This window comes from Candidatus Thioglobus sp. (assembly GCA_028228555.1).
Taxonomy (GTDB): domain Bacteria; phylum Pseudomonadota; class Gammaproteobacteria; order PS1; family Pseudothioglobaceae; genus Thioglobus_A.
The window spans coordinates 46,905-69,768 of the sequence record JAOJBP010000004.1 but is presented as its reverse complement, the minus strand read 5'-3'; the positions used below and the strand labels follow the sequence as shown (position 1 = coordinate 69,768).

The following is a 22,864-nucleotide window of genomic DNA, read 5'->3' as shown; positions in this document are numbered from 1 at the left end:
TCCCAATTATTAAAAAATGTTAAAAAACAAAGGGAGATATTAAACTACTTGCTCACCAATTGTTTTTAGTACAATTGGTAATCTATGTTAACAGGCTCAGAGTTTAAAAGGAGCGCATGTCATAAATAAGGATTTTCAATCTGTAGTTTTTTCAGGATTTTTACCTCAAGGCTTTCCATTTTTTGCGCCTCAGACCCTTCTATATGGTCATATCCTAGTAAGTGTAATGTGCCATGAATGGCCATATGAATTAAATGGTTATTAAATGTTTTTTGCTGCATTTTCGCCTCTTCAGTTACAACTTCAACACATATAACCACATCACCCAAAATCGCCTCCTCAATTTCAATCGGTAGATTACTAAGGAAGGACAATACATTGGTGGTTTTATCTTGATGACGATAGGTTTTATTTAGATGCTGAATCTCTGGCTTATCAACAAAGCGCACGAGTAGCTCACTATCGCTTACATTAAGCTCATCTAGCACGCTTTGCAGAGTATTGGAAAACTCTGCTTCATTAATACTATTAACGCTAATACTATTTTGAATAACAATCATGCCCAAGATTTAATTGATAAAATGATTTATTTTACGTGGTTAATATTCCAGCATTCATGCCAATCATTGAAGTTGCTATTGCCGTTCCATTAAACAAAACTTTTGATTACCAAAGTGATCATGAAGTGGCTGTTGGTGCACGTGTTAAAGTGCCCTTTGGTGCTAAAAAAGTCATTGGAATTGCGCTTGCCAATAAAGATAAAAGCGATTTTAACAAGCTAAAATCCATTGTGGAAGTTCTGGATAAAGAGCCGATCCTTGATAAACCTATTCTGGATTTTCTTTTTTGGGCAGCTAAATATTATCATCACCCTGTTGGTGAAGTTTTATTGGCAGCCATGCCTAAGAATTTGCGTATTGGCAAAGAGGCAAAGATCAAAAAAGTTATTGGCTTATCGGTTAAAACCAATCAGCCTGACTTTGAAATTACCCAGGAGCAAGCACTAGCTATTGAAGCCATTTTGGCCGAACAACATAAGTATCACGGCTTTCTGCTTCATGGCGTCACCGGCAGTGGAAAAACTGAAGTTTATCTGCGCATTACCCAAGAGGTGCTTAATAAAGACCAACAAGTATTAGTATTAGTTCCAGAAATCGGCCTAACGCCTCAAATGATAGCGCGTTTTGAGCAGCGCCTAAAAACCCGTGTAGTGGCTATTCATTCGCAACTGAATGAAACCCAGAAACTTGACGCTTACCTTATGGCCAAAAGCGGAGAAGCTGGTGTGGTTTTAGGTACACGAAGTGCCATCTTTGCACCGATGCCAAATCTTGGGATGATTATTATTGACGAAGAGCATGACGGCTCATTTAAGCAACAATCAAGCTTTCGTTATTCAGCGCGAGATCTGAGCTTTATTCGTGCCAAGCAAGCTGGCATTCCGCTGATATTGGGTACAGCCACACCGAGCTTGGAAACTTTAAAAAATACTATGGATAATAAGCTCACGCGCCTAACTTTGGCCAATCGAGCTGGCGGCGTAGTAATGCCAAAAGTTAGTCTGATTGATATGCGTTCGCATACCGATGGCGCCTTATCTAAACTGCTCGTTGAAAAAATGCAGCAATACCTATCTAAAGGCAAGCAAGTGATGTTGTTTATTAACCGACGTGGCTATGCGCCAGTATTTTTCTGTACTGAATGCGCTTGGAAATCAGAATGTAGCCATTGTAATGCCAGCATGATTTATCATCGACACGTTAATCGACTTAAATGCCATCATTGTGGTGATGAAAAAATGCCAGAGCAGTCTTGCCCCGATTGTGGAGAGCAAAGTTTAGAAGTTTATGGCTATGGCACAGAAAGGCTTGAAGAAACTTTGACCTCATACTTCCCAGAAATACCAATTATTCGTATCGATCGAGATACTACAAGACGCAAAAAAGCCCTCGCAGAACATTTAGAAAAAATTAATTCCGGCGAGCCTTGTATTATTGTCGGTACACAGATGTTAGCCAAAGGCCATGATTTTTCTAATTTAGCGATGGTGGGAATACTAGATGTTGATGGAGGGTTTTTATCAACTAATTTTCGCGCAACCGAATACTTGGCTCAACTACTTATCCAGGTGTCAGGCCGAGCAGGCAGAACTGGCGACCAAGGAGAGGTAGCCATTCAAACGCGCTATCCTGATCATCCAATGTTTCACTATGTATTGTCAAATCGCTATACACAATTTGCCAGTGGCCTACTTAAGCAGCGACAAAGTGCCATGATGCCACCATTCGCTCATCAAGCGTTGTTATGTGCGAATGCTAAAAATAAACAAAATGCTGAGGATTTTTTGCGTGAAGTAGCCGGCCTATTAAAAAGTGTCAACATGGACAGTGTAGAAATTTGGGGACCAGTTACAAATTCCATTGAAAAAAAGGCTGATTATTATTACTTTAATCTTTACCTTCAATCTAACGACAGAGCCGCACTTCACCAAATGCTGGCCACTTTTAGCCAACATGTTGACACCATTAAGCTCAAAAATAAAGTACGTTGGTATTTAGACGTAGATCCGATTGATTAAAGTACTCTTTCTAAATACAAATAAACCGCGTAGGCATTCTTTCGATTAGCCGCTTCAAAAGCTGGCTCATCTTCAAATTCAGACCAGTCAATTGCCTGGTAAGTTTCATCAAATGGTGCCATGTCTTCAACGGCAGCAGTAAGCTTATCTAATAAAAAATTCAGATATCGATAAGTTAGATCCATGGTTTCTTGTGGCTGGTCTGATGCAGTTCCGTGACCAGGTACAAAATATTCCATCTCAATATTTCGAACACGATCTAGCGTTTTTGACCAAGCAATTATGTCAGCATCTCCTACAAAAGGAATTCGCCCCTCAAAGATAATATCGCCGCTATAGAGTGTTTGATCATTTAAGCTCAATAAAGACATGTCGCCTTCTGAATGAACCTTACCAAAATAACTGATCAAAAACTGATGATCACCTAAGCTAAATTTCGTATCTTTGTCAATAATACGATCTGGCTTAATTAAGCGAGTTTTGTCATTAATCCAAGGATAAAGAGAGATGCGTCTGGATGCTAATAAGTTAGGAGCTGTCTCGGAGTCAAGATAATCCCAGGTGCCTTTAGGAGCCCAAATTTCAGCCCCTTGCTCTTTAAAAACCTGAAGACCGTAAATATGATCAGCATGATAATGACTGACAATTACTATCTTGATGGGTTTGTCGGTAATTTGTCGAATTTTTTCAAGCATTGCTTGCGCCAATGATGGTGTGCCTAGTGCGTCTAGTACAACAACTCCTTCGCTAGTAACAACGAAACCTGCGTTAGAAATAAAGCCCTCATATTCGGTGGCAGATCCGGATAGGCCTGGAATATAGTAAGCGCTGCCATTGAGCTTTTCAGCAATAACTTCAACACTAACTTTTTCGTAGTCATTCGCTTGGGCTAACATCGACAGAAAGCCTAACAATAAGATAATTTTTTTCATAATGTTTCTATAACGACTTTAATCGCTTTAGTGATAAGTAACAACTCTTGCTTATTGATAATAAATGGTGGCATGGTGTACAAAAGCTTGCCGTAAGGCCTAAGCCAAACGCCGTTTTCAATTAATAAATTTTGAACAGTTTCCATGTTCATTTCTTCGGTTAATTCTACCACGCCAATAGCGCCTAATATACGCACATCAGCTACTTTTTCATGCTCTCTCAATGGGGATAATTCACTATGCAGTACTGTCTCAATATCAGCGATATTATCTTGCCAATCTGAATTTAACAGGAGCTCAATACTGGCATGAGCAACACTGCAAGCCAAGGGGTTGGCCATAAAAGTGGGTCCATGCATTAATGTGCCAACGCCTTGGGAGATCTTATCAGTCGTTAAAGTAGCAGCAAGGCTCATATAACCACCTGTTAAAGCTTTTCCAAGACATAAAATATCAGGCTCCACCTCTACATATTCCAACGCAAATAGCTCGCCCGTTCTACCAAAACCGGTGGCAATTTCGTCTAGAATAAATAAAACGTCGTGCTGCTGACAAAGTGCTTTAGCCTTAGTTAAATACTGAGGATTGTAAAGTCTCATACCTCCTGCACCCTGAACAACAGGCTCTAAAATCATGGCAGCTATCGAGTTAGAATGTTGCTTTAAAGTTGATTCCAAATCTTGCAATGCATCGTCCATTGGCTCCATTGAAGGACTCTTAAGAAAATAATGCTTTGGCAAAACGCTGGAAAATAAATGGTGCATACCATTATCAGGATCGCATACACTCATGGCGCCAAAAGTGTCGCCATGGTAACCCCCTCGAATAGTGACAAATTTATGCTTATCTGGCTTGCCTTTATTATGCCAATATTGCAATGCCATTTTAAGAGCCGCCTCCACTGCAACTGACCCTGAATCTGTGAAAAATACTTTAGTTAGATTCTCAGGTGTAATTTCAACTAAGGTTTTGGCAAGCGCAATCGCAGGGTCATGGGTTAAGCCGCCAAACATCACATGTGACATTTTGCCCAACTGTGTTGTAATTGCCTGATTTAATGTCGGATGATTGTAGCCATGAATAGCACTCCACCAAGAGCTCATCCCGTCAACGACTCGCTTATCGCTTTCTAGATTAAGATAAACACCGTCAGCTGATTTAACAACATGCGTGCTAACTTCGTTGGGGACCTTGGCATAAGGATGCCAAATATGTACTTGATCAAATGTATTCATAACAATACATTTTACTCAATTTTAATTTATGACTGTATTGTTTACTTTCAGCAAATCTTAATCACTAAAAGCATGAATATTTATAAATATTCTTTAAGTTCAGCCATAGAATCGATCACTAAATCTGGATTAGTATCTCGAATGTCGTTACCATGGTTGTAGCCGTATGACATACAGATAATTTCAAAACCAGCGGCGCGTGATGCTTTAACATCACTTACTGAGTCACCCAGCATTAATGAATGTTGAGGGTCAATGCCAAAAAACTCAGCACTATGCAATAAAGGTAGCGGATCAGGCTTTTTCTTACTTAGAGTGTCGCCCGATACCACAATACCAAAATAATCAAAAATACCTAAATCTTTCAAAATTGGCAGCGTGAACTGCTCGGCTTTATTGGTTACGCAGCCTAGCGTGTAGCCTTGCGCTTTCAAATAGTCCAACCCCTCTTTAACGCCATCATACAAACATGAGCGCACCGAAGTATTGTGAGAATATAACTCTAAAAATATTGGATAAGCTTGGTCGTACTCAGCTTGATCAGGTGTGCCTTCGAGCTCACCTGTTAAAGATCTTTCTACCAATTTTGGCACACCGTTACCAACCCAATGACGTACTTGAGCTTCACCCCATGGTTTTTTTCCCATAGCTTTCATGGTTTCATCAACACAATACGCCAAATCAGGAACGCTGTCCACCAAGGTGCCATCAACATCAATCATAATTAGTTTTGGACTGAATTTTTTTACACTCACTTTAATGCCCCTTTATATTATTTGGTAGAATAGCGACTAGACTAAATTTAAAAAACATTGTAATGAAAAATTCAACAACAATTGGTTTTATTGGCGCAGGAAATATGGCTTATGCTATTATTTCTGGATTAATCAACAACGATTTTGCCGCTGAAAATATTAAAATCAGCGATACTAACGAGTCATTATTATCCCTAAGAAAGAAAGAATTTAACCTTGAAGTCTTTACGGATAATTCAGAGCTTGTTCGACATTGCGACGTCATAGTTCTGGCAGTTAAGCCTCAAATGCTTTCTAGTGTCTGTCAATTATTAAAGCAATCGTTAAATTCTAATACATTGATTATTTCAATTGCTGCAGGTGTGCGTGTTCACGACATTAATCGCTGGCTTGATGGAGATTGTGCAATTGTGCGAACCATGCCCAACACGCCAGCCTTGTTAAATCAAGGTGTCACAGGAATGTTTGCCAATGAGCGTGTGAGTCACACTCAAAAGGCATTAGCTAGCAGCATTCTTAACAGCGTGGGTCAGAGCTTATGGGTAGCAGATGAGGTAATGCTAGATGCGGTGACCGCACTATCTGGCAGTGGCCCTGCTTATTTTTTCTTAATGATTGAATCTATGTCAAAAGCTGGTGTGGCGTTAGGATTAGACGAAAAAACTGCACAATCACTTAGCATTCAAACCGCTTTAGGCGCCAGCATGATGGCTAGTGTTAGCGATGAATCTCCTCGAGATTTACGAGCTAATGTCACCTCTCCCAATGGGACTACACAGGCCGCTATCGAGTCATTTCAGGATCAAAATTTTGATATGATTGTTGCACATGCTATGCGTGCAGCTTTTGACAGGGCGAGTAAACTAGCAGTAGAGCTTAGTGATAGCGACTGAACACGCCGCTTTCAAACTGCAGGTTTCTAAAATTTACTTAAAAACTTCAATACTTGTTCACCTGTCTGCTCTTATTGTGATTTGGCTTTATAGCTTTAATAACTACGTTAGTTTGAGTTTAAGCATTGGTCTTATGATGCATTTTTACTTTCTGAATTTAAGTATTTTTCTAAAGAAATCTAATACCATTTTGTCATTTTCCTTAAATGATAAAACACTCACTACGACTGACAAAATGGGCAATAACCAGCAATATCCTTGCGTTTACTGCGTCTATCAATCTCAATTCCTGGTGATAATAAATCTCGGTAAGAATTCATTGGTTATCTTTAAAGATTCTCTTGCTTCTCACTCTTTATCACAACTAAATAGACTGTTAAATGCTTGAGCCTGAAGACACCCTAAAACTTAATGTTTTAATCGCCACCTCAATTGCTATTCGTATTGATACTTATAAATTGGTAGTCGTTGGTCTTAATGCACAATTTAAAGAACAGACTATTGAATTACGCCCTAGTGGTGATAGTGAAGCTTATATTAAAGAAGTTAAAAAACTTTTAGTTACCCAGGTACTAGGTGCAATGGGTGGCTACCCCTCTTATTTAAAGCGCTGGTCGCGAATGGGGCAAGTGGCATCTTCAAATCTCACCTCTTTACTTAAACTGGGTGAGGTTGAGGCAGTTGTAGCAGTAGCTAATTCAACCAATCTTGATGATCAACTATTAAAGGTTACCTGGTGGTGTGCTACAAATACAGATAATCAGGCTGAAATTGGTCGTTTTTTATTAACTAAAGAATTTGTTACTTTCACTGAAACTGGCCAAGAGATTGCGCAGTATCTTCTAGAATTCCTACCTTTTGTGAATGATACAGAGCAGCTTATTGATACAACTAGTCTGGTTTTACAAAATGAGTTAATCAATCAAAAAGACAAGGAAAGGCTTTGGAAGCAAGGCCAAAGGAGAACAGCATTTTTAGTAGGATTTGTTGAAAGAATGCAGGGCAATCTCCCTAATGAGCTTAATATTCAGCCACTTGAATGTCAACACCCTGATTTGCAAATTATTAATGATCAGCAATCTCAAATTTTCTTAGCAACACTTGCGCATATTCTTAAAAAAATCAACCAAGAATATGTGCTTTATCGGGCTTTAGAGGTGTTAGGTCAATACTTAACCCATAAACAAATAACCCTGCAAGATTCTATTGATAAGATTAATGCCCAAATTGAAAGTCTAAATATTACTTCTGTTAAAGAACAAGATAAACTTAACGCTAGATTATTATTAGCAGGCGTGAATGAGCGCCTAGTAGTTAGCATAATCTCAGCTCATAATCTGACAGGATCGGCTATTCGTAAAAAATTAGCCCATGTGCTCGAGCCGATTCAAAAAGCACTGGCGATTTTAACTACCCCATAATAACTGCATATTTGCAAGCGCTGCTAATGATGCAGTTTCTGTTCTAAGCACTCTGGAGCCGAGTAACAATGGCTGAGCTCCTTGTTGAATTGTATAAGCAATTTCTTCATCGCTCAAACCTCCCTCAGGACCTATGACTATTGCTGCCTTGTTAATCTTATCAAATTCTAATAAAGATTTTTCTGCTCGATGATGTAGTACAAACACATGACCAAGATCACATTCCATTAGAAACGTTAAATCAAGCGGCTCAGAAAGTTCTGGGACCACTGATCTGCCAGATTGTTCACAAGCGCCAATGATAATTTTGCGCCAATGTTGCATGCGTTTTTTTAGCTTTTCATTTTTTAATCTAACAACACAGTGCTCAGTAAAAATAGGAATAACTTGATTAACGCCTAATTCCACAGCTTTTTGTATCAAAAAATCCATCTTGTCGCCCTTAGCAATGCCTTGTGCCAAAGTAAGATTTAGGCTTGACTCGCTTAGATTGGGCTCGCAACTGTTAATATGCACTTCGCATTGCTTTTGTGTGCTCAATACACTTGCTTGGTAATTATTACCATCACCGTTAAATAAAGTGATATCTTGTCCTTGAGGAAAGCGCAAAACCTTGATTAAATGATGCGATGCATATTCGTCAAGCATCACTTTGTCATTAATTTTCAAAGGGGCATTTTGGTACAAGCGAACGTGTTTCATGGTATCTTTGCGCTACTAAACTGAATTGAAAAATAATGATACATCAAAATAGAAGAAAAGAGCTGCTAAGCCAGATTGATGATAACGCTGTTATCGTTATTTCAACCAATCCTGAACAATTTAGAAATGGTGATGTTACTTTTCCATTTCGACCGCATAGCGATTTTTTCTATTTAACTGGGTTTCAAGAACCGCAAGCTGTCGCTGTTATAAGTCGAAGCACTTATACTATGTTTTTAAGAGATAAAGATCCTGATCGTGAAATTTGGGATGGAGAGCGCCTAGGCCTTGCAGACGCAACCGGGACTCTAAAACTCGAAAAGGCTCTAAATATCAACTTATTAGAAGATCACCTGTCACAGTTAATTACAGCAGAAAATGTGGTTTATTTTGACGAGAAGCCTTGTGATCTTGATAGAACGCTTAGCAACTTACTCTCAAGTTACACGCTTAAAAGCTTGCAAGATCCCTTGCATGAAATGCGCTTAATTAAAGATGAGTTTGAAATGAGCACCATGCAAAGGGCGGCCAACATTTCAATGGTAGCTCACGTACTTGCCATGCAAAATGTATCTCCCAATATGTTTGAATATGAACTTCAAAGTGTTTTTGACGCACACTTTGTCAAAAACAATGCGGTACATGCCTATACGCCTATTGTTGCAGGTGGTAAAAATGCCTGCATATTACACTACATAGAAAATAACCAACCACTCAATGATGGTGATTTAGTACTGATTGATGCTGGTTGTGAATTTGAAAACTATGCAAGTGATATTACACGCACTTTCCCGATTAATGGTCGATTTAGTACAGCACAAAAACAAATTTATCAAATCGTACTAGATGCTCAATTAGCTGCTATTGAAAGTATTAAACCGGGTATCAGCGTACATAAACCACATGAAATTGCTTCTAATATTATTCGACTAGGGCTCGAATCGCTAGGCTTGCTTTTACCAGGTGAGCCGCTGTCAAATTTTTACATGCATGGTACTGGTCACTGGCTAGGCATGGATGTACATGATGTCGGAAAATATCAACACAATCAACAACATCGTAAATTTGAGGAAGGCATGGTAATTACTGTTGAACCTGGTATTTACATTCGCAAGGATGATAAAATCAATCCTATTTATCATGATATTGGCATCAGAATCGAGGACGATGTTTTGGTAACAAATGCTGGTAATACGGTCTTAACTGAACAACTTGCCAAAACTATTGATGAAATTGAAACTTTAATGAGCGAAGACTAACTCCATGAATATACAACAAGCAATCAAAGCAGTTATTGCAAAACAAGATTTAAATGAGGGTGAAATGCATGATGTTATGACTGACATCATGACCGGTAAAACAACCGATGCACAAATTGGTGCGTTTTTAGTTGGTCTTTCCATGAAAGGGGAAACTGTTGCTGAAATTACTGCCAGTGCAAAAGTAATGCGCTCGCTTGCCAAGGGAGTTGAAGTTAAAAACTCAAAGCACTTGGTCGACACTTGTGGCACTGGTGGTGATGGTCTAAGCTTGTTTAATATCTCTACTGCTTGTGCTTTTGTGGTTGCCGCTGCAGGTGGCTCCGTTGCCAAACATGGTAATCGCTCTATTTCATCAAAATCTGGCAGTGCAGATGTTTTAGAGGCAGCTGGTGTTAATTTAGAGATGAGCGCAGAGCGGATCAGTAATAGCATCAAAAAAATTGGTGTTGGCTTTATGTTTGCACCTGCTCACCACTCAGCCATGAAGCACGCTATTGGTCCTCGCAAAGAGTTAGCTGTTAGAACTATTTTCAATGTGCTTGGGCCACTAACCAACCCTGCTAAAGCGCCTGCACAGGTGATGGGCGTTTATAGCAAAGAGTTGGTTGAGCCTATCGCAAACGTCTTAAAAATTTTAGGCTCTACACACGTTATGGTGGTGCACTCTAAAGATGGCCTGGATGAAATCTCTATTGCAGATGACACCTTTGTTGCTGAACTTAACAATGGAGTGGTGACTACTTATACAATCAACCCAACTGATTTTGGTTTGCCACTTGGAAACTTAGAGGATATTAAAGCAAATGATGCAGAAGACTCTCTGGCGTTAATTCAACAAGCGTTGGATGGTAAAGAAGGCTCAGCTAAAAATATCATTGCACTTAACTCAGGCGCTGCTATTTATGTATGCGGCATAAGCGACTCATTACAAGATGGCATTAACAAAGCACTCAGTATTTTAAATACAGGCTCAGCACATCAAAAACTAGACGATTTTGTACGTGAATCAACAGGCTGTTAAAGGATAAAACATGAACAAAGATACGAATTTAATTTGGATCGACCTAGAAATGACTGGCTTATTGCCAGAGCGCGATGTAATTATTGAGATTGCCACCATTGTGACAGATGCAAATCTCAATATTTTGGAAGAGGGTCCTTCTATGGTTATCCACCAAAGTAGTGAAATTTTAGCAGGTATGGATGAATGGAATACTGAGCATCACACAAACTCCGGCCTAGTTCAGCGTGTTAAAGATAGCATTATTTCTTCCAAGCAAGCCGAGAAGCAAACCATCGAGTTCTTAGAAAAACATGTCAACGCTGGTGCCTCTCCTATGTGTGGTAATACCGTTTGTCAAGATAGGCGTTTTTTATACAATTACATGCCAGAGCTAGAAAAGTTTTTCCACTATCGCCATATTGACGTAAGCACATTAAAAGAGCTTTTAGTACGATGGAAGCCACAAGCAAAAATGATTCGAGAAGGTGAGTCTGCGCACCTAGCGTTAGCCGATATTCGTGATTCAATTAATGAATTAAAATACTATCGAGATGTCTTTATTGATGTCTAGCCCTCCTAAGGTATGGCTCGCACCGGCAAAGATTAATTTATTTTTGCACATCAATAGTAAGCGCGAAGATGGTTATCATAATTTACAAACCCTCTTTCAGTTGTTAGATTATTATGATGAGTTGCAATTTTCGATTACCAATAACGGCATCATCAGTCGCACCTCAGGCAATGATGACATAGCGCCTGAATCTGATTTAATCATTCGCGCCGCAAAACTCTTACAAAATATTACCCATACTCAGTTAGGTTGTAACATTTCTATTGTTAAGCGCATTCCCTCAGGTGGCGGCCTGGGAGGCGGCTCATCTGATGCAGCAACGACATTGGTTGCGCTAAACTATATTTGGAACACAGGCTTAAACCAGCAAGAGCTTATGGAATTAGGTTTAAAGTTAGGCGCTGATGTGCCAATTTTTATTTATGCTCAAAGCGCTTGGGCAGAAGGTGTTGGAGAAATACTAAGCCCAATAAAAACTCCAAATAATCACTTTTTAGTGGTGTTTGTTAATGAGCATATTGCAACATCAAAAATTTTCTCGCATAAAGCATTGACAATGAGCCCGATGATAGGGAAAATATCCGACTTCTCTGAGCTTGAAAATACTCATAACGATTGTTTGCAAGCAGCCATTGAGCAAACAGAAGAAATTAGGTTTGCATTAGATCATCTTAATCGCTGTTCTAATATCTCAGGGAAAGCTAGAATGAGTGGGACAGGCAGTTGTGTTTTTGCTGAATTTTCCAATCAAAATGATGCTATGGTAGCATTAGAAAAAATGCCAAAAAAATGGATGAGTTTTACTGCGAAAGCAATAGACACTTCTCCGATCTTCAAATGGGCTGTCGCCAAGCGGTAAGGCACCGGGTTTTGATCCCGTCATTCGCAGGTTCGATCCCTGCCAGCCCAGCCATTTTCAAAAGCTATGTCTTAGCATTAAGGCGTAGCTTTTTTTATGTTTTTTATTTGGTCAAATTTACTCATGCAATCCACAAGCAAAAATTATTTTTGTCACTGTAACCTAGTATAATTTAATCAACTTTCAACAATCAATCACGCTTATGTCTCTTGACACGATCAAAATTTTTAGTGGTAACGCAAACCCGTTACTATCTGGTGAAATTATTTCTAGTTTAAATATTGCACAAGGAAAGGCCCTTATTGGAAGATTTAGCGATGGTGAATCTCAAGTTGAAATCTTAGAAAATGTCCGAGGCTGTGACGTCTTCATCATACAACCTACTTGCGGGCCTTCTCCAGCAGAAACTCTAATGGAGTTATTGGTTATGGCGGATGCCTTAAAGCGCTCATCAGCAGCAAGAATCACAGCAGTTGTGCCATACTTTGGCTATTCAAGACAAGATCGTCGCTCTCGTTTAACGCGCGTTCCAATTACAGCAAAACTTGCTGCTAAGATGGTTGAGGCTTCAGGAATTGATAGAATTTTAACAGTTGACTTGCATGCTGATCAGATCCAAGGATTTTTTGATATTCCAATTGACAATATCTTCGCTCAACCCGTGTTATTAGATGACATCATTAATCAAAATTACAAGGATATTGTGGTCGTTTCTCCAGATGTTGGTGGAGTTGTAAGAGCTCGCGCTGCAGCTAAGAAACTTAATGATGCAGATTTAGCAATTATTGATAAGCGTCGCCCTGCGCCTAATATGGTTAAGGTGATGAATGTGATTGGTGATGTTGAAGGAAAAACCTGTGTCTTAATTGATGATATGGTTGATACAGCTGGAACCTTGTGTCAAGCGGCAGGCATTCTAAAAGAAAAAGGTGCAAAAAAAGTTGTAGCCTATGCAACACATGCCGTGCTTTCTGGTAATGCCATTAGCACTATTGAGAACTCTGAACTTGATGAGCTAGTCACCACAAACACCATACCATTAAATGCTGAAACAGCTAAATGTAATAAAATTAGACAACTTTCTATTGCGCCAGTTATGGCAGAAGTCATCAAGCGAATTAGCGAAGAACAATCTATTATTAACATTTTTTCTGATATCCAATAGTTATTCACCTTAAAGTACGCAAGGCTATGATTTTTAATCGATAACTTTGTGTATAATCCATCACTTGGCCCGTCATAACAAGTCACTCTATGAAATCTACTACTAAAGCACATAAGCAAGCACTTCAACAACTTATCATGATTGGTAAAGAGAAAGGTTATCTAACCTACTCTGAAATTAATGATCTTTTGCCTGAGGACTTACTGACACAAGATCAAATAGAGCCTATTGTTACGATTCTAGAAGAATTAGACATCTCTGTCTCTGATACAGTTCCTGATGCTGATACCTTAGTCGTTGCAGGTGCTAAATCACAATCTACTTCTGCAGAAGCTGCAGTTGCAGCGCTTGCAGCGCTAGATTCTGAATTTGGTAGAACAACTGATCCAGTGAGAATGTACATGCGTGAGATGGGTGTCGTAGACCTATTAGAGCAAAAAGATGAAGTTCGTATTGCTAAAGAAATTGAAGCTGGTGTATTTGAAATTATGCAAGCTATTACACTTTACCCATCAATCACTGATTACTTCTTCAAGGCGCATAAACGACTAGAAGAAGGCAAGTGTAAAATTACCGATGTAATCATTGGTTATCAAGGCGATGCAGCAGATTTTGAAGCTAAAAAAGCTGCATTTGATGCCGGCGAGTTTGATGATATTGAAGAGTATGAAGACATGGAAGAAATGGAATACTCTGGCCCTGATGAAGACAAGGTAAATACCCGTTTTGAGACAGTTTTAAGCTGTTCTGAAGGTTATCAAGAACTAAAAGATAAGCATGGTTTTCGTCATAAAAAAACAATAGCTGCTCGGGTAGAGCTTTCCAAAGGTTTGTCAGACTTGCGCCTAGCGCCTAAGCTTGTTTCAACTATGATGGTAGTTATTTGTGATCGCGTCGACCAGGTCAAAAAACAAGAAAAAGTAATCCAAAGTGCCTGTCTTTATGCGGGAATGGAAAGAGTTCAATTTCTTGAGATGTTTGCCGGTAATGAAACTAACTATGATTGGTTGAAAAATGCAAAATTAGATGAAAAACTAGTTTCAGCACTCGCATCTTCTAAAGATGAAATTTTTTATGCACAGAAAAATCTTCATGAATATGAAGAAGAAATGCATTTAACTATCGCTGAATTAAAAGCACTAAATAAGCTTTATCGTAAAGGTGATCGTCGCGCTAAGAAAGCTAAGTCACAAATGACCGAAGCCAACCTAAGATTGGTTATCTCTATTGCTAAAAAATATGCAAATCGTGGCTTACAGTTCTTGGATCTTATTCAAGAGGGTAATGTTGGCTTAATGAAAGCGGTAGATAAATTTGAGTACCGTCGTGGTTATAAATTCTCAACGTACGCTACTTGGTGGATTCGTCAAGCGATTACTCGCTCAATTGCCGATCAAGCTCGAACTATTCGTATTCCAGTGCATATGATTGAGACTATAAACAAACTAAATCGTGTTCGCCGTCAATTATTACAAAAATTTGGTCGTGAAGCTTCTCCAGAAGAACTAGCTGTTGAAATGGAGTTGCCAGAATACAAGATTATTAAAATTCTTAAAATTGCCAAAGAGCCTTTATCTATGGAAACACCTGTAGGTGATGACGAAGACTCTAATATCGGTGACTTTATTGAAGACACTAATCTATCTTCACCTGTAGAAATTACTACAAAAGAAAGTCTTAGAGAGACCACAGGCGAATTATTAGCAAACTTATCTCCTCGTGAGGCAAAGGTGCTAAAAATGCGTTTTGGTATTGATATGAACACTGATCATACACTTGAAGAGGTTGGCAGACAATTTGATGTAACGCGAGAGCGTATTCGACAAATTGAAGCCAAAGCACTGAGAAAATTACGACATCCTTCTCGTGCCCATAAGCTTCAAAGCTTTTTAGATTCTTAAAAAATCCGTTTTATCGGGCCTATAGCTCAGCTGGTTAGAGCACTCGACTCATAATCGATTGGTCCTTGGTTCAAGTCCAAGTAGGCCCACCATATTTAGCAGTATTTTTCATGCTCAATGGTATGATAATATCATGATGTTTAATACGCTAACACCACACTTAATCACACTTACCACTCAAGTCGGAGAGATGATTATGTCGTATTACAAAACCAGTCTCACCATTGAGACTAAATCAGACCAAACTCCTTTGACAGTTGTTGATAAAGAAGCGCATCAGCAATTAGTTAAAGGATTAAGTCAGATAACTTCCAACATCCCTATTCTTTCAGAAGAGTCAGAATTACCTGATTTTTCAGTTCGCTCAACTTGGAGTGAATATTGGCTTATAGACCCACTTGATGGCACCAGAGATTTTATTCAACAAACGGGAGAATTTTGCATTTGCATCGCTTATATTAAAGAAAATCGCCCTATTTATGGTTTTATATATGCACCTCTTAGTAAAACACACTATTTTACTAACGAAAATTATCAAGCCTTCAAACTCACTAATAATACAACCACGTTGCTACAAGTGAATTCTAAAAAAGAACCTCTAGAGGTTGTTATTGGGCATCACTCGTTGCATAATTCAAAACTAAATGATCACTTAAATCAGATTGGGGAATGCAATATAAGCCACCTAGGTAGTGCACTAAAATTTTGTAAAATTGCTGAGGGCGAATATGACTACTATCCAAGATTTGGCCCTTGCTCTGAATGGGACACGGCCGCAGGTGTCTGTATCTTGGAAGCAGCAGGTGGGCAAGTTATTGGGGAAGATTCACAACCTCTACGTTATAACATCCAAGATGATCTCAGTAGTCCGGTGTTTTTTGCTTCAGGAAAAGCGTAATGACAAATCAACTGCCTTAATATCTTTAGTAATAATACCAGTTGAAATAAAATCAACACCCGTCTCGGCAACAGCAACAAGTGTTTCTAAATTAATATTTCCAGAAGCTTCAAGATCTAACTTACTAGAAGCCATTTGTACAGCCTGAGCCAATTCTTGATGTGAAAAATTGTCGCACAATGCTCGCGTTACACCTTCTAGTTTAAGCACTTCTGCTAATTGATCTAGCGTTTCTACTTCAACAATTAAGTCAAGCTTTGGATATTTTTCTTTAGCATTTTTCACGGCTTTAGTTATACTACCGAAAGCTATAATATGGTTTTCTTTAAGCATGACACAGTCATACAATCCAAGTCGGTGATTATTGCCGCCACCACATTTAACCGCATATTTTTGCGCCAGTCGAAGCCCAGGTAGAGTTTTTCTTGTGTCTAGTAATTTTGCTTTTGTATGTGCTATTTTGGCAACCATTAAGTTTGTTTGCGTTGCCACTGAACTCAGTGCTTGCAAAAAATTAAGTGCTACACGCTCCCCACTAATAATTGATCTTGATGAGCCTGACAAGGTTGCTAAAATTTGAGATGGCGCCACTAAATCTCCATCTTTAACTTGCCAAGAGATTTTAATATCTTTATCTAGTGAGGCGAAAGTAGCTTGAGCAAATTCAACACCACAAATGACAGCACTTTCTCGACAAATAATGGTTGCAACAGCTTGCTCATTGGGCAATAAAGTTGCCGAAACATCACCAGAGCCTAAATCTTCATCAAGCGCCAAATTAATAATTTTTTGCAGCTCTTTATTCATGGATAAATTCAAGAATAAGCTTTGCTGACTCTTGGCTGGCGTTCAAGCAAAGACTTTTATGTATTTTAGAAAACTCCTCAGTCAAATCTGAATGATCACTCTTTAGAATAGCCATTGCATGGTTGGCAATATTATCACCATTTGCTTCTTTTTGGATCAATTCTGGAACCAAGGCTTTGTTAGCAATCACATTAGGCAAACTAATAAATTTACTTTTAACTAAATTTGAAGCGATAAAATAACTCAGCTTAGACAGCTTATAAACCACCACCATTGGCACACCAATTAAGGACAGTTCTAGTGTTGCGGTCCCCGATGCGACCAACACCAAATCTGCGTTTTGCATATGCTCATGCGCCTTATTAACTGAAAGACTTATATCTTGTTGACCGATAATATCTTTAGCCCATTCAAGTAATTCCTCATTCGCTAATGCTAAATGAAACTTAAATGATGGATCTTGATGTGACATCGATTTCGCTGCAAGGAGCATCTCAGGCAAAAGACGCCTTACCTCTCCCGCTCTTGAGCCAGGCATGAGTAAAATATTTTTACCTGATTGGTGGTTCTTTCTAGGGGTGAGTTTCTCTGCTAAAGGATGACCAACAAATACAGCCCTCTGATTATGATGCGCGTAAAAATCTACCTCAAAAGGGAATAGGCATAATATTAAGTCGCTAGAACGCTTGATTTTTTTAACCCGTGATGCACGCCACGCCCAAACTGAAGGCGAAATAAAGTGAACTGTCTTAATTCCGAGGCCTTTAAGCTTTCTTTCAATAACAAAATTGAAATCAGGCGCATCTACCCCAATAAATACATCTGGTTTATGTTGAGAGAAATACTCGACAATAGATTTTCTTAGCCTTAATAGCGATGGAAGTTTTTTTAGAACTTCGCTGAATCCCATGACATTTACTAGGCTCATATCCCAGTGTTTTATACAGCCCTGAGTCTGCATTTTTTCACCACATAACCCTTCAATATTAAGAGTTGGATCTTGGGCTTTTAGCGCTTGAACTAATGTTGATCCAATTAGGTCACCTGAAGTTTCGGCAGCACTAATTGCAATCTTAATCATTTTGAATTATTTTTTTGGAAGGATGATTTGAGGATCTTTATCAAATGCACGATAAATGACCATAACACTTCCAATAACCTGCACTAAGTGTGCATGGGTTGCTTGAACAATCTTATCAATTACATGTTGCTTATCTTCACGATCATCGCCACGAACCTTGATCTTTAATAATTCATGGGTTTCTAGACTTGATTCAAGTTCTGATAAAACGGCCTCACTCAGTCCGTGTTGTCCAATCATCACAACAGGTTTAAGGCTGTGACCTTTGGATCTTAAAAATTTCTTTTGGTTATTGGTAAGCTTAGTCATTGATTAGATACTCTGTATTAAATAAATCTTGGATGGTTTCACGCTTACGGATAAGGTGGTGTTCACTATCTGACACCATTACCTCAGCTACGCGTGGTCTGGAATTGTAATTTGAACTCATGGTAAAACCATATGCCCCTGCGGACATTAATGCTAAATAGTCACCTTCAGATAAAGACAAATGCCTATCTTTAGCTAAAAAATCTCCTGTTTCACAAATAGGGCCTACAAGATCCCATTTGGCATCAACCCCTATGGAATTTTCACTAACTGGTAATACATGATGATACGCATTATAAAAAGCGGGGCGCAAGAGATCATTCATTGCACCATCAATCAGTGCAAAAGATTTATCTGAATTTTGCTTTAGAAACTCTACTTTAGTAATAAAAATACCTGCATTACCAACAATCGCCCTACCGGGTTCTAAAATAATCTCTAAATCTCCAACTTTTTTTAATACCTGGGCAATGTAAGCTGAAATATCTAACGGCACTTCATTATCATAAGTAATACCAACGCCGCCGCCTAAGTCTAGGTGCTCGATATCAATACCTTGGGCTTTAAGCGTCTTAATTAAGCTTAGCACTTTGTCTAGTGCATCTAAAAATGGAGAAACGTCTGTAATCTGTGAACCAATATGGCAATCTAAACCTTTAATCAGCAAATGCTCAGACTGGTGCGCTGTTTTATACAACTCAAGTGCGTCATCGATATCAACACCAAATTTGTTTTCTTTTAAGCCTGTTGAAATATATGGATGTGTTTTTGCATCGACATTTGGATTGACGCGTATTGAAATGGATGCTTGGATGTTTAAACTCGACGCCACTTGCTCAATACGTACTAGCTCAGCAGCAGACTCTACATTAAAGCAACGAATACCAACCTCTAGGCCGCGCTCAATTTCTACTTGGGTTTTAGCCACACCAGAAAATACGCATTTTGAAGCTTCTCCGCCTGCAGCCAAAACGCGCTCCAATTCACCAATAGAAACAATATCAAATCCTGCACCAATTCTAGCTAATACATTCAATACGGCAATATTAGAATTAGCTTTGACTGCGTAACAAACCAGGTGCGGATGCTGTCCAAAGGCTGAGTCAAACTCGCGCCAATTCTTTTCAATATCAGTGCGTGAATATACATATAACGGAGAGCCGTAGCTCTGCATTAAATCTGCAATATCAACAGATTCAGCATGTAAGGATTGGTTTTTGTAGGAAAAGCTCAAGTTTTATTTTGAGTTATGCGGCAAAATATCTAGTTCTGGTGTTACTGCCACCTGACTAACGGCTACTTGAACTGGTTTAACAGTCTCTAATTCGCCCATTCTCCCACAAGCAGAAATGCCAGCAATTACAAAAATTAGCGCTGTTAATTTGATTAATTGTCCCATATAGATTCTCATTTGGTAGTTTTGTAAAATTAGTCGCTATTTTACAGTAATTCTTTAAGACTTTGAATGAACGCGCGACGCTCAATATTAAAGGCACCAAGGCTGTTTAGATGAGGACTCTCAACTTGGCAATCGATCAATGAATAGCCCATCTGTTCTAATAGATGAACAAAGGCTATTTTTGAGCTGTCTTTGACCAATGAAAACATCGATTCACCAAAAAATACGTTGCCTAATGACACACCATATAATCCGCCAACTAATTTAGATTGTTGATATACGCCAATACAGCGAACAAAGCCTTGTTCGAATAGCTTTGTGTAAGCAAATACCATATCCTGGTCAATCCAAGTGCCCGTCTGGTCTTTGCGTTGAACCGTTTTACAATGATGAATAATTTGCTCAAAATCAGTATCGATCTTGAGTTGAAATTTACTTGAATTTAATGTTTTTCTTAAGCTTTTAGACACATGCAGCTTATCTGGAGTAATCACCATTCTTGGGTTTGGGCAGTACCATAGAATTGGGTCTTGCTCACTATACCAAGGAAAAATACCACGACTATAGGCATCCAATAATCGTTGAGTTGTTAAATCACCCCCTATAGCAATAAGGCCATTGGGCTCTTCTAAGGCGCGTTCAACATCGCAAAAAGGGGTATCTGAATCTGTTAATACAAAATCTTTTGGAATTTCAATCACTTATATTTTGTTGTCTAATTAATTCTTTAGCCATGTAAAGAGCGGCAATACTTCTGGCTTCCGTTAAATTATCATCATAAACCAGGCTTTCCAAATCAGCTAATTTATGCTCAACTACTTCAAGCGGTTCTGGCTCATCACCCTGTGCACTCGCTGCGTACAAATCTTGTGCCAAAACAATATGTGTTTCACTAGACTGATAGCCTGGTGCAATGCTCAAAGGTTTAATATAAGTAAGTCTTTTGGCACCATAGCCAATTTCTTCAATGAGCTCTCTATTGGCGGCCTCTAAAGGCGTTTCACCATCATCAATTTTGCCCTTAGTGAGTGCTAGCTCATAACGATCTGTGCCACCAGAATATTCATAAATCATTAATACGGTTTCATCATCCAACATTGGAATTACTAAAACTGCACCATTGCCAGGTGGCTTCAAACGCTCATATTGCCTCTTCTCTCCATTAGAAAATTCAACATCCATGGATTGAATATTAAAAAATCGTGTTTTTGCTATATCAGTAATATTAGTCAATGTGGGTTTTTTTCGCATAATTAACATTATAACATTAGCTATAATAATTAACTTAATATAGAGGAAAGACAGGCATGAACAAATTGGTATTACTATTTGCATTAACATTCTCAAGCTTCGTAAATGCTTGGGTGATTAATGGTGTGGGCGATTTTAAATTTGAACAACTAAATGATCAAGTTCATGTCATACATGGGCCTATTGCCAGCCCTAGCGAGAAAAATCATGGCTTTATGAACAACCCTATTTTTATTGAAGGAGATAATGGTTTAATCATTATTGACCCTGGTAGTTCAAAATTTGTTGGGGACAATATTCTTAATGAGGTAGAAAAAGTATCATCAAAACCAGTTGTGGCTGTTATAAACACGCATGTGCATGGTGACCATTGGCTTGCAAATCATGCTATTAAAGATAAATACCCAGATGCTAAATTCTACGCCCACATGAACATGATCCGAGAAGCGGAATACGGTGAAGCTGAACGTTGGATAAAGATATATAGTGACATTACTAATAAAGCAAAAGGAACAATCGCTGTTATACCAACTTATTCAATTGGCCATAAAGACGCACTAACGATCGAAGGACAAAAGTTCATTATTCACTCGCCACTCCCATCATCTCACTCATCTTCAGATATTATGATTGAGCATGTAAATTCCAAAACTCTTTTTACTGGTGACAATGCCTTTACTGATCGAATGGGAAGATTTGATGGACAGTCAAGCATGCTAGACAATATCAAAATCTTAGATTATGCTAAAAACTTAACTATTGACACTTATGTTCCTGGACATGGTTACTCAGGAGCTGTTACCCAATCGATTGATCCCTATCTAAATTACCTTAAAATTATCGAACAAGAATCTAGAAAAGGATATGACGAAGATTTGGCCGACTACGAAATCAAACCTTTTGCCGATAAACATCTAACAGCATATAAAGACTGGAGTGGCTATGATCAACAATTAGGTGTGCATATTAACAAAATGCTACTGGAAATTGAGGCGCTAGATCTGTAAATCTTCGCCGCTCAACCTTACAAAATGACGACAACATGTCGTCATTTTTTTTAGCCATTTTTATTCCTTAAGTTGAAATTTTGGTAAGCCTAAGTTAAAGCGAAGTGCTAATAAGCGGGTAATAAAAATAGATAGGCCAGCAATAATAGCGCTAATAGTAACACTAATACCAGAATCAACAAGTACAATAAATCCTAAAGAACCTATCCAGGCAGCCGTTGCATATAGTGGACTTTTAAACACAATCGGCGTTTCGTTGCTTAATAAGTCTCGAAAAATTCCGCCCATTGCTCCTGTAATAACGCCCATGAAACTGGCAATTATCCATGAGGCATCTGCCATTAGGGCCGTCATAGTTCCAGCAATACTAAAAGCTGCTAGTCCAGCTGCATCAGGAATTAAAAAAAGTTTCGAGGAAATAGGGATTAGCCTTGCACCAATGAAAATCAACACAGCACTCAAAAACGAAACAATGAAAAATATTTGATCTTCTATCCAAAAAACATCTAGACCCAACAGCATATCACGCAACGATCCTCCGCCCAAACCTGTAGTAATAGCAATAATCACCACGCCAAATAAATCAAATTTTCTAAAGCCGGATTTCAACACACCAGAGGCTGATGACACTACCACAGCTATCAACGATATCCAATACAGACTATTGGAAAATTCTTGAGTAATTTCTAAATTCATATTTCTAGTAGACTTTCTTTTCCAGTACCAATAGACGAATTGTAACGCAATTATTAAGACTTATAAACCATTTTGAATATTTGTGAAATTTTTATGTGATTGGTAAAAATAAGGGCTATATCGATGATATTCGATCGTT

24 protein-coding genes and 2 tRNA genes are annotated in these 22,864 nt (G+C 38.7%); 13 read left to right on the top strand and 13 right to left on the bottom strand.

Going from position 1 to position 22,864, the window contains the following annotated elements:
• Positions 1 to 119: 119 nt before the first annotated feature.
• Entirely contained in the window at positions 120 to 560 is a 441-nt protein-coding gene (gene ybeY, locus N9Y32_03520) for an rRNA maturation RNase YbeY (GenBank protein MDB2590081.1), read from the bottom strand.
• A gap of 35 nt (positions 561 to 595) precedes the next feature.
• Here ybeY and priA point away from each other — a divergent pair, with 35 nt between their 5' ends.
• The gene (gene priA, locus N9Y32_03515) at positions 596 to 2,578 is read left to right on the top strand and encodes a primosomal protein N' (protein MDB2590080.1); all 1,983 of its coding nucleotides are present in this window, start codon (positions 596 to 598) and stop codon (positions 2,576 to 2,578) included.
• Here the strand turns inward: priA and N9Y32_03510 are convergent.
• The 3 genes from N9Y32_03510 to N9Y32_03500 all read right to left on the bottom strand — a co-directional run bounded on the left by N9Y32_03510 (position 2,575) and on the right by N9Y32_03500 (position 5,500).
• Positions 2,575 to 3,510, bottom strand: a complete 936-nt coding sequence (locus tag N9Y32_03510) for an MBL fold metallo-hydrolase (GenBank protein MDB2590079.1) — start codon at positions 3,508 to 3,510, stop codon at positions 2,575 to 2,577. The two genes, priA and N9Y32_03510, sit on opposite strands and share 4 nt — an antisense overlap.
• Positions 3,507 to 4,745, bottom strand: coding sequence for an adenosylmethionine--8-amino-7-oxononanoate transaminase (bioA, locus tag N9Y32_03505; GenBank protein MDB2590078.1), 1,239 nt, complete (start codon positions 4,743 to 4,745; stop codon positions 3,507 to 3,509). The genes N9Y32_03510 and bioA overlap by 4 nt, the downstream gene beginning before the upstream one ends.
• An 80-nt stretch (positions 4,746 to 4,825) precedes the next feature.
• Positions 4,826 to 5,500, bottom strand: a complete 675-nt coding sequence (locus N9Y32_03500; GenBank protein MDB2590077.1) for a phosphoglycolate phosphatase — start codon at positions 5,498 to 5,500, stop codon at positions 4,826 to 4,828.
• 62 nt (positions 5,501 to 5,562) lie between these two features.
• Between N9Y32_03500 and proC the strand changes: the two genes are divergently transcribed.
• Positions 5,563 to 6,393, top strand: coding sequence for a pyrroline-5-carboxylate reductase (gene proC / locus N9Y32_03495; protein MDB2590076.1), 831 nt, complete (start codon positions 5,563 to 5,565; stop codon positions 6,391 to 6,393).
• A gap of 380 nt (positions 6,394 to 6,773) precedes the next feature.
• Complete coding sequence (locus N9Y32_03490; protein MDB2590075.1) at positions 6,774 to 7,814, top strand: hypothetical protein; 1,041 nt, start codon at positions 6,774 to 6,776, stop codon at positions 7,812 to 7,814.
• On the opposite strand, the gene N9Y32_03485 is transcribed toward N9Y32_03490, so the two are convergent.
• Positions 7,800 to 8,516, bottom strand: coding sequence for a 16S rRNA (uracil(1498)-N(3))-methyltransferase (locus tag N9Y32_03485; protein MDB2590074.1), 717 nt, complete (start codon positions 8,514 to 8,516; stop codon positions 7,800 to 7,802). The genes N9Y32_03490 and N9Y32_03485 overlap by 15 nt on opposite strands.
• A 35-nt stretch (positions 8,517 to 8,551) precedes the next feature.
• Between N9Y32_03485 and N9Y32_03480 the strand changes: the two genes are divergently transcribed.
• The 9 genes from N9Y32_03480 to cysQ all read left to right on the top strand — a co-directional run bounded on the left by N9Y32_03480 (position 8,552) and on the right by cysQ (position 16,175).
• Complete coding sequence (locus N9Y32_03480; protein MDB2590073.1) at positions 8,552 to 9,775, top strand: aminopeptidase P N-terminal domain-containing protein; 1,224 nt, start codon at positions 8,552 to 8,554, stop codon at positions 9,773 to 9,775.
• Positions 9,776 to 9,779: 4 nt separating this feature from the next.
• Complete coding sequence (gene trpD, locus N9Y32_03475) at positions 9,780 to 10,799, top strand: anthranilate phosphoribosyltransferase (GenBank protein ID MDB2590072.1); 1,020 nt, start codon at positions 9,780 to 9,782, stop codon at positions 10,797 to 10,799.
• Between the two features lie 10 nt (positions 10,800 to 10,809).
• The gene (gene orn, locus N9Y32_03470) at positions 10,810 to 11,352 is read left to right on the top strand and encodes an oligoribonuclease (protein MDB2590071.1); all 543 of its coding nucleotides are present in this window, start codon (positions 10,810 to 10,812) and stop codon (positions 11,350 to 11,352) included.
• The gene (ispE, locus tag N9Y32_03465) at positions 11,333 to 12,211 is read left to right on the top strand and encodes a 4-(cytidine 5'-diphospho)-2-C-methyl-D-erythritol kinase (protein MDB2590070.1); all 879 of its coding nucleotides are present in this window, start codon (positions 11,333 to 11,335) and stop codon (positions 12,209 to 12,211) included. The genes orn and ispE overlap by 20 nt, the downstream gene beginning before the upstream one ends.
• A tRNA-Gln gene (locus N9Y32_03460) sits at positions 12,191 to 12,265 on the top strand. Before ispE ends, N9Y32_03460 begins: the two co-directional genes overlap by 21 nt.
• 148 nt (positions 12,266 to 12,413) lie before the next feature.
• Entirely contained in the window at positions 12,414 to 13,376 is a 963-nt protein-coding gene (locus N9Y32_03455) for a ribose-phosphate pyrophosphokinase (GenBank protein MDB2590069.1), read from the top strand.
• 89 nt (positions 13,377 to 13,465) lie between these two features.
• A complete protein-coding gene (rpoD, locus tag N9Y32_03450; GenBank protein MDB2590068.1) occupies positions 13,466 to 15,277 on the top strand; it encodes an RNA polymerase sigma factor RpoD in 1,812 nt (603 codons plus the stop codon).
• Between the two features lie 15 nt (positions 15,278 to 15,292).
• Positions 15,293 to 15,369 (top strand) — tRNA-Ile (locus tag N9Y32_03445).
• A 41-nt stretch (positions 15,370 to 15,410) separates the two neighbouring features.
• Positions 15,411 to 16,175 (top strand): 3'(2'),5'-bisphosphate nucleotidase CysQ, encoded by a 765-nt coding sequence (gene cysQ / locus N9Y32_03440; GenBank protein ID MDB2590067.1) that lies wholly within the window; start codon positions 15,411 to 15,413, stop codon positions 16,173 to 16,175.
• On the opposite strand, the gene nadC is transcribed toward cysQ, so the two are convergent.
• Genes nadC through nudE form a run of 7 tightly spaced genes read right to left on the bottom strand, consistent with a single transcriptional unit; the run spans position 16,161 to position 21,022 of the window.
• Positions 16,161 to 16,982, bottom strand: coding sequence for a carboxylating nicotinate-nucleotide diphosphorylase (nadC, locus tag N9Y32_03435; GenBank protein ID MDB2590066.1), 822 nt, complete (start codon positions 16,980 to 16,982; stop codon positions 16,161 to 16,163). The genes cysQ and nadC overlap by 15 nt on opposite strands.
• Positions 16,975 to 18,063, bottom strand: coding sequence for a lipid-A-disaccharide synthase (gene lpxB, locus N9Y32_03430; GenBank protein MDB2590065.1), 1,089 nt, complete (start codon positions 18,061 to 18,063; stop codon positions 16,975 to 16,977). The genes nadC and lpxB overlap by 8 nt, the downstream gene beginning before the upstream one ends.
• A gap of 6 nt (positions 18,064 to 18,069) precedes the next feature.
• Complete coding sequence (yhbY, locus tag N9Y32_03425; protein MDB2590064.1) at positions 18,070 to 18,372, bottom strand: ribosome assembly RNA-binding protein YhbY; 303 nt, start codon at positions 18,370 to 18,372, stop codon at positions 18,070 to 18,072.
• On the bottom strand, positions 18,365 to 19,606 hold the full coding sequence (lysA, locus tag N9Y32_03420; GenBank protein ID MDB2590063.1) for a diaminopimelate decarboxylase: 1,242 nt from the start codon (positions 19,604 to 19,606) through the stop codon (positions 18,365 to 18,367). The genes yhbY and lysA overlap by 8 nt, the downstream gene beginning before the upstream one ends.
• 3 nt (positions 19,607 to 19,609) lie before the next feature.
• On the bottom strand, positions 19,610 to 19,783 hold the full coding sequence (locus N9Y32_03415) for a hypothetical protein (GenBank protein ID MDB2590062.1): 174 nt from the start codon (positions 19,781 to 19,783) through the stop codon (positions 19,610 to 19,612).
• A gap of 29 nt (positions 19,784 to 19,812) precedes the next feature.
• Complete coding sequence (gene aat, locus N9Y32_03410) at positions 19,813 to 20,472, bottom strand: leucyl/phenylalanyl-tRNA--protein transferase (GenBank protein MDB2590061.1); 660 nt, start codon at positions 20,470 to 20,472, stop codon at positions 19,813 to 19,815.
• Positions 20,465 to 21,022 (bottom strand): ADP compounds hydrolase NudE, encoded by a 558-nt coding sequence (gene nudE / locus N9Y32_03405; GenBank protein ID MDB2590060.1) that lies wholly within the window; start codon positions 21,020 to 21,022, stop codon positions 20,465 to 20,467. The genes aat and nudE overlap by 8 nt, the downstream gene beginning before the upstream one ends.
• A 56-nt stretch (positions 21,023 to 21,078) precedes the next feature.
• Between nudE and N9Y32_03400 the strand changes: the two genes are divergently transcribed.
• Positions 21,079 to 22,029: an MBL fold metallo-hydrolase gene (locus N9Y32_03400; GenBank protein MDB2590059.1), complete on the top strand. Its 951-nt coding sequence runs from the start codon at positions 21,079 to 21,081 to the stop codon at positions 22,027 to 22,029.
• A 60-nt stretch (positions 22,030 to 22,089) separates the two neighbouring features.
• Here N9Y32_03400 and N9Y32_03395 read toward each other — a convergent pair whose 3' ends face one another.
• A complete protein-coding gene (locus N9Y32_03395) occupies positions 22,090 to 22,725 on the bottom strand; it encodes a trimeric intracellular cation channel family protein (GenBank protein ID MDB2590058.1) in 636 nt (211 codons plus the stop codon).
• Positions 22,726 to 22,864 lie beyond the last annotated feature (139 nt).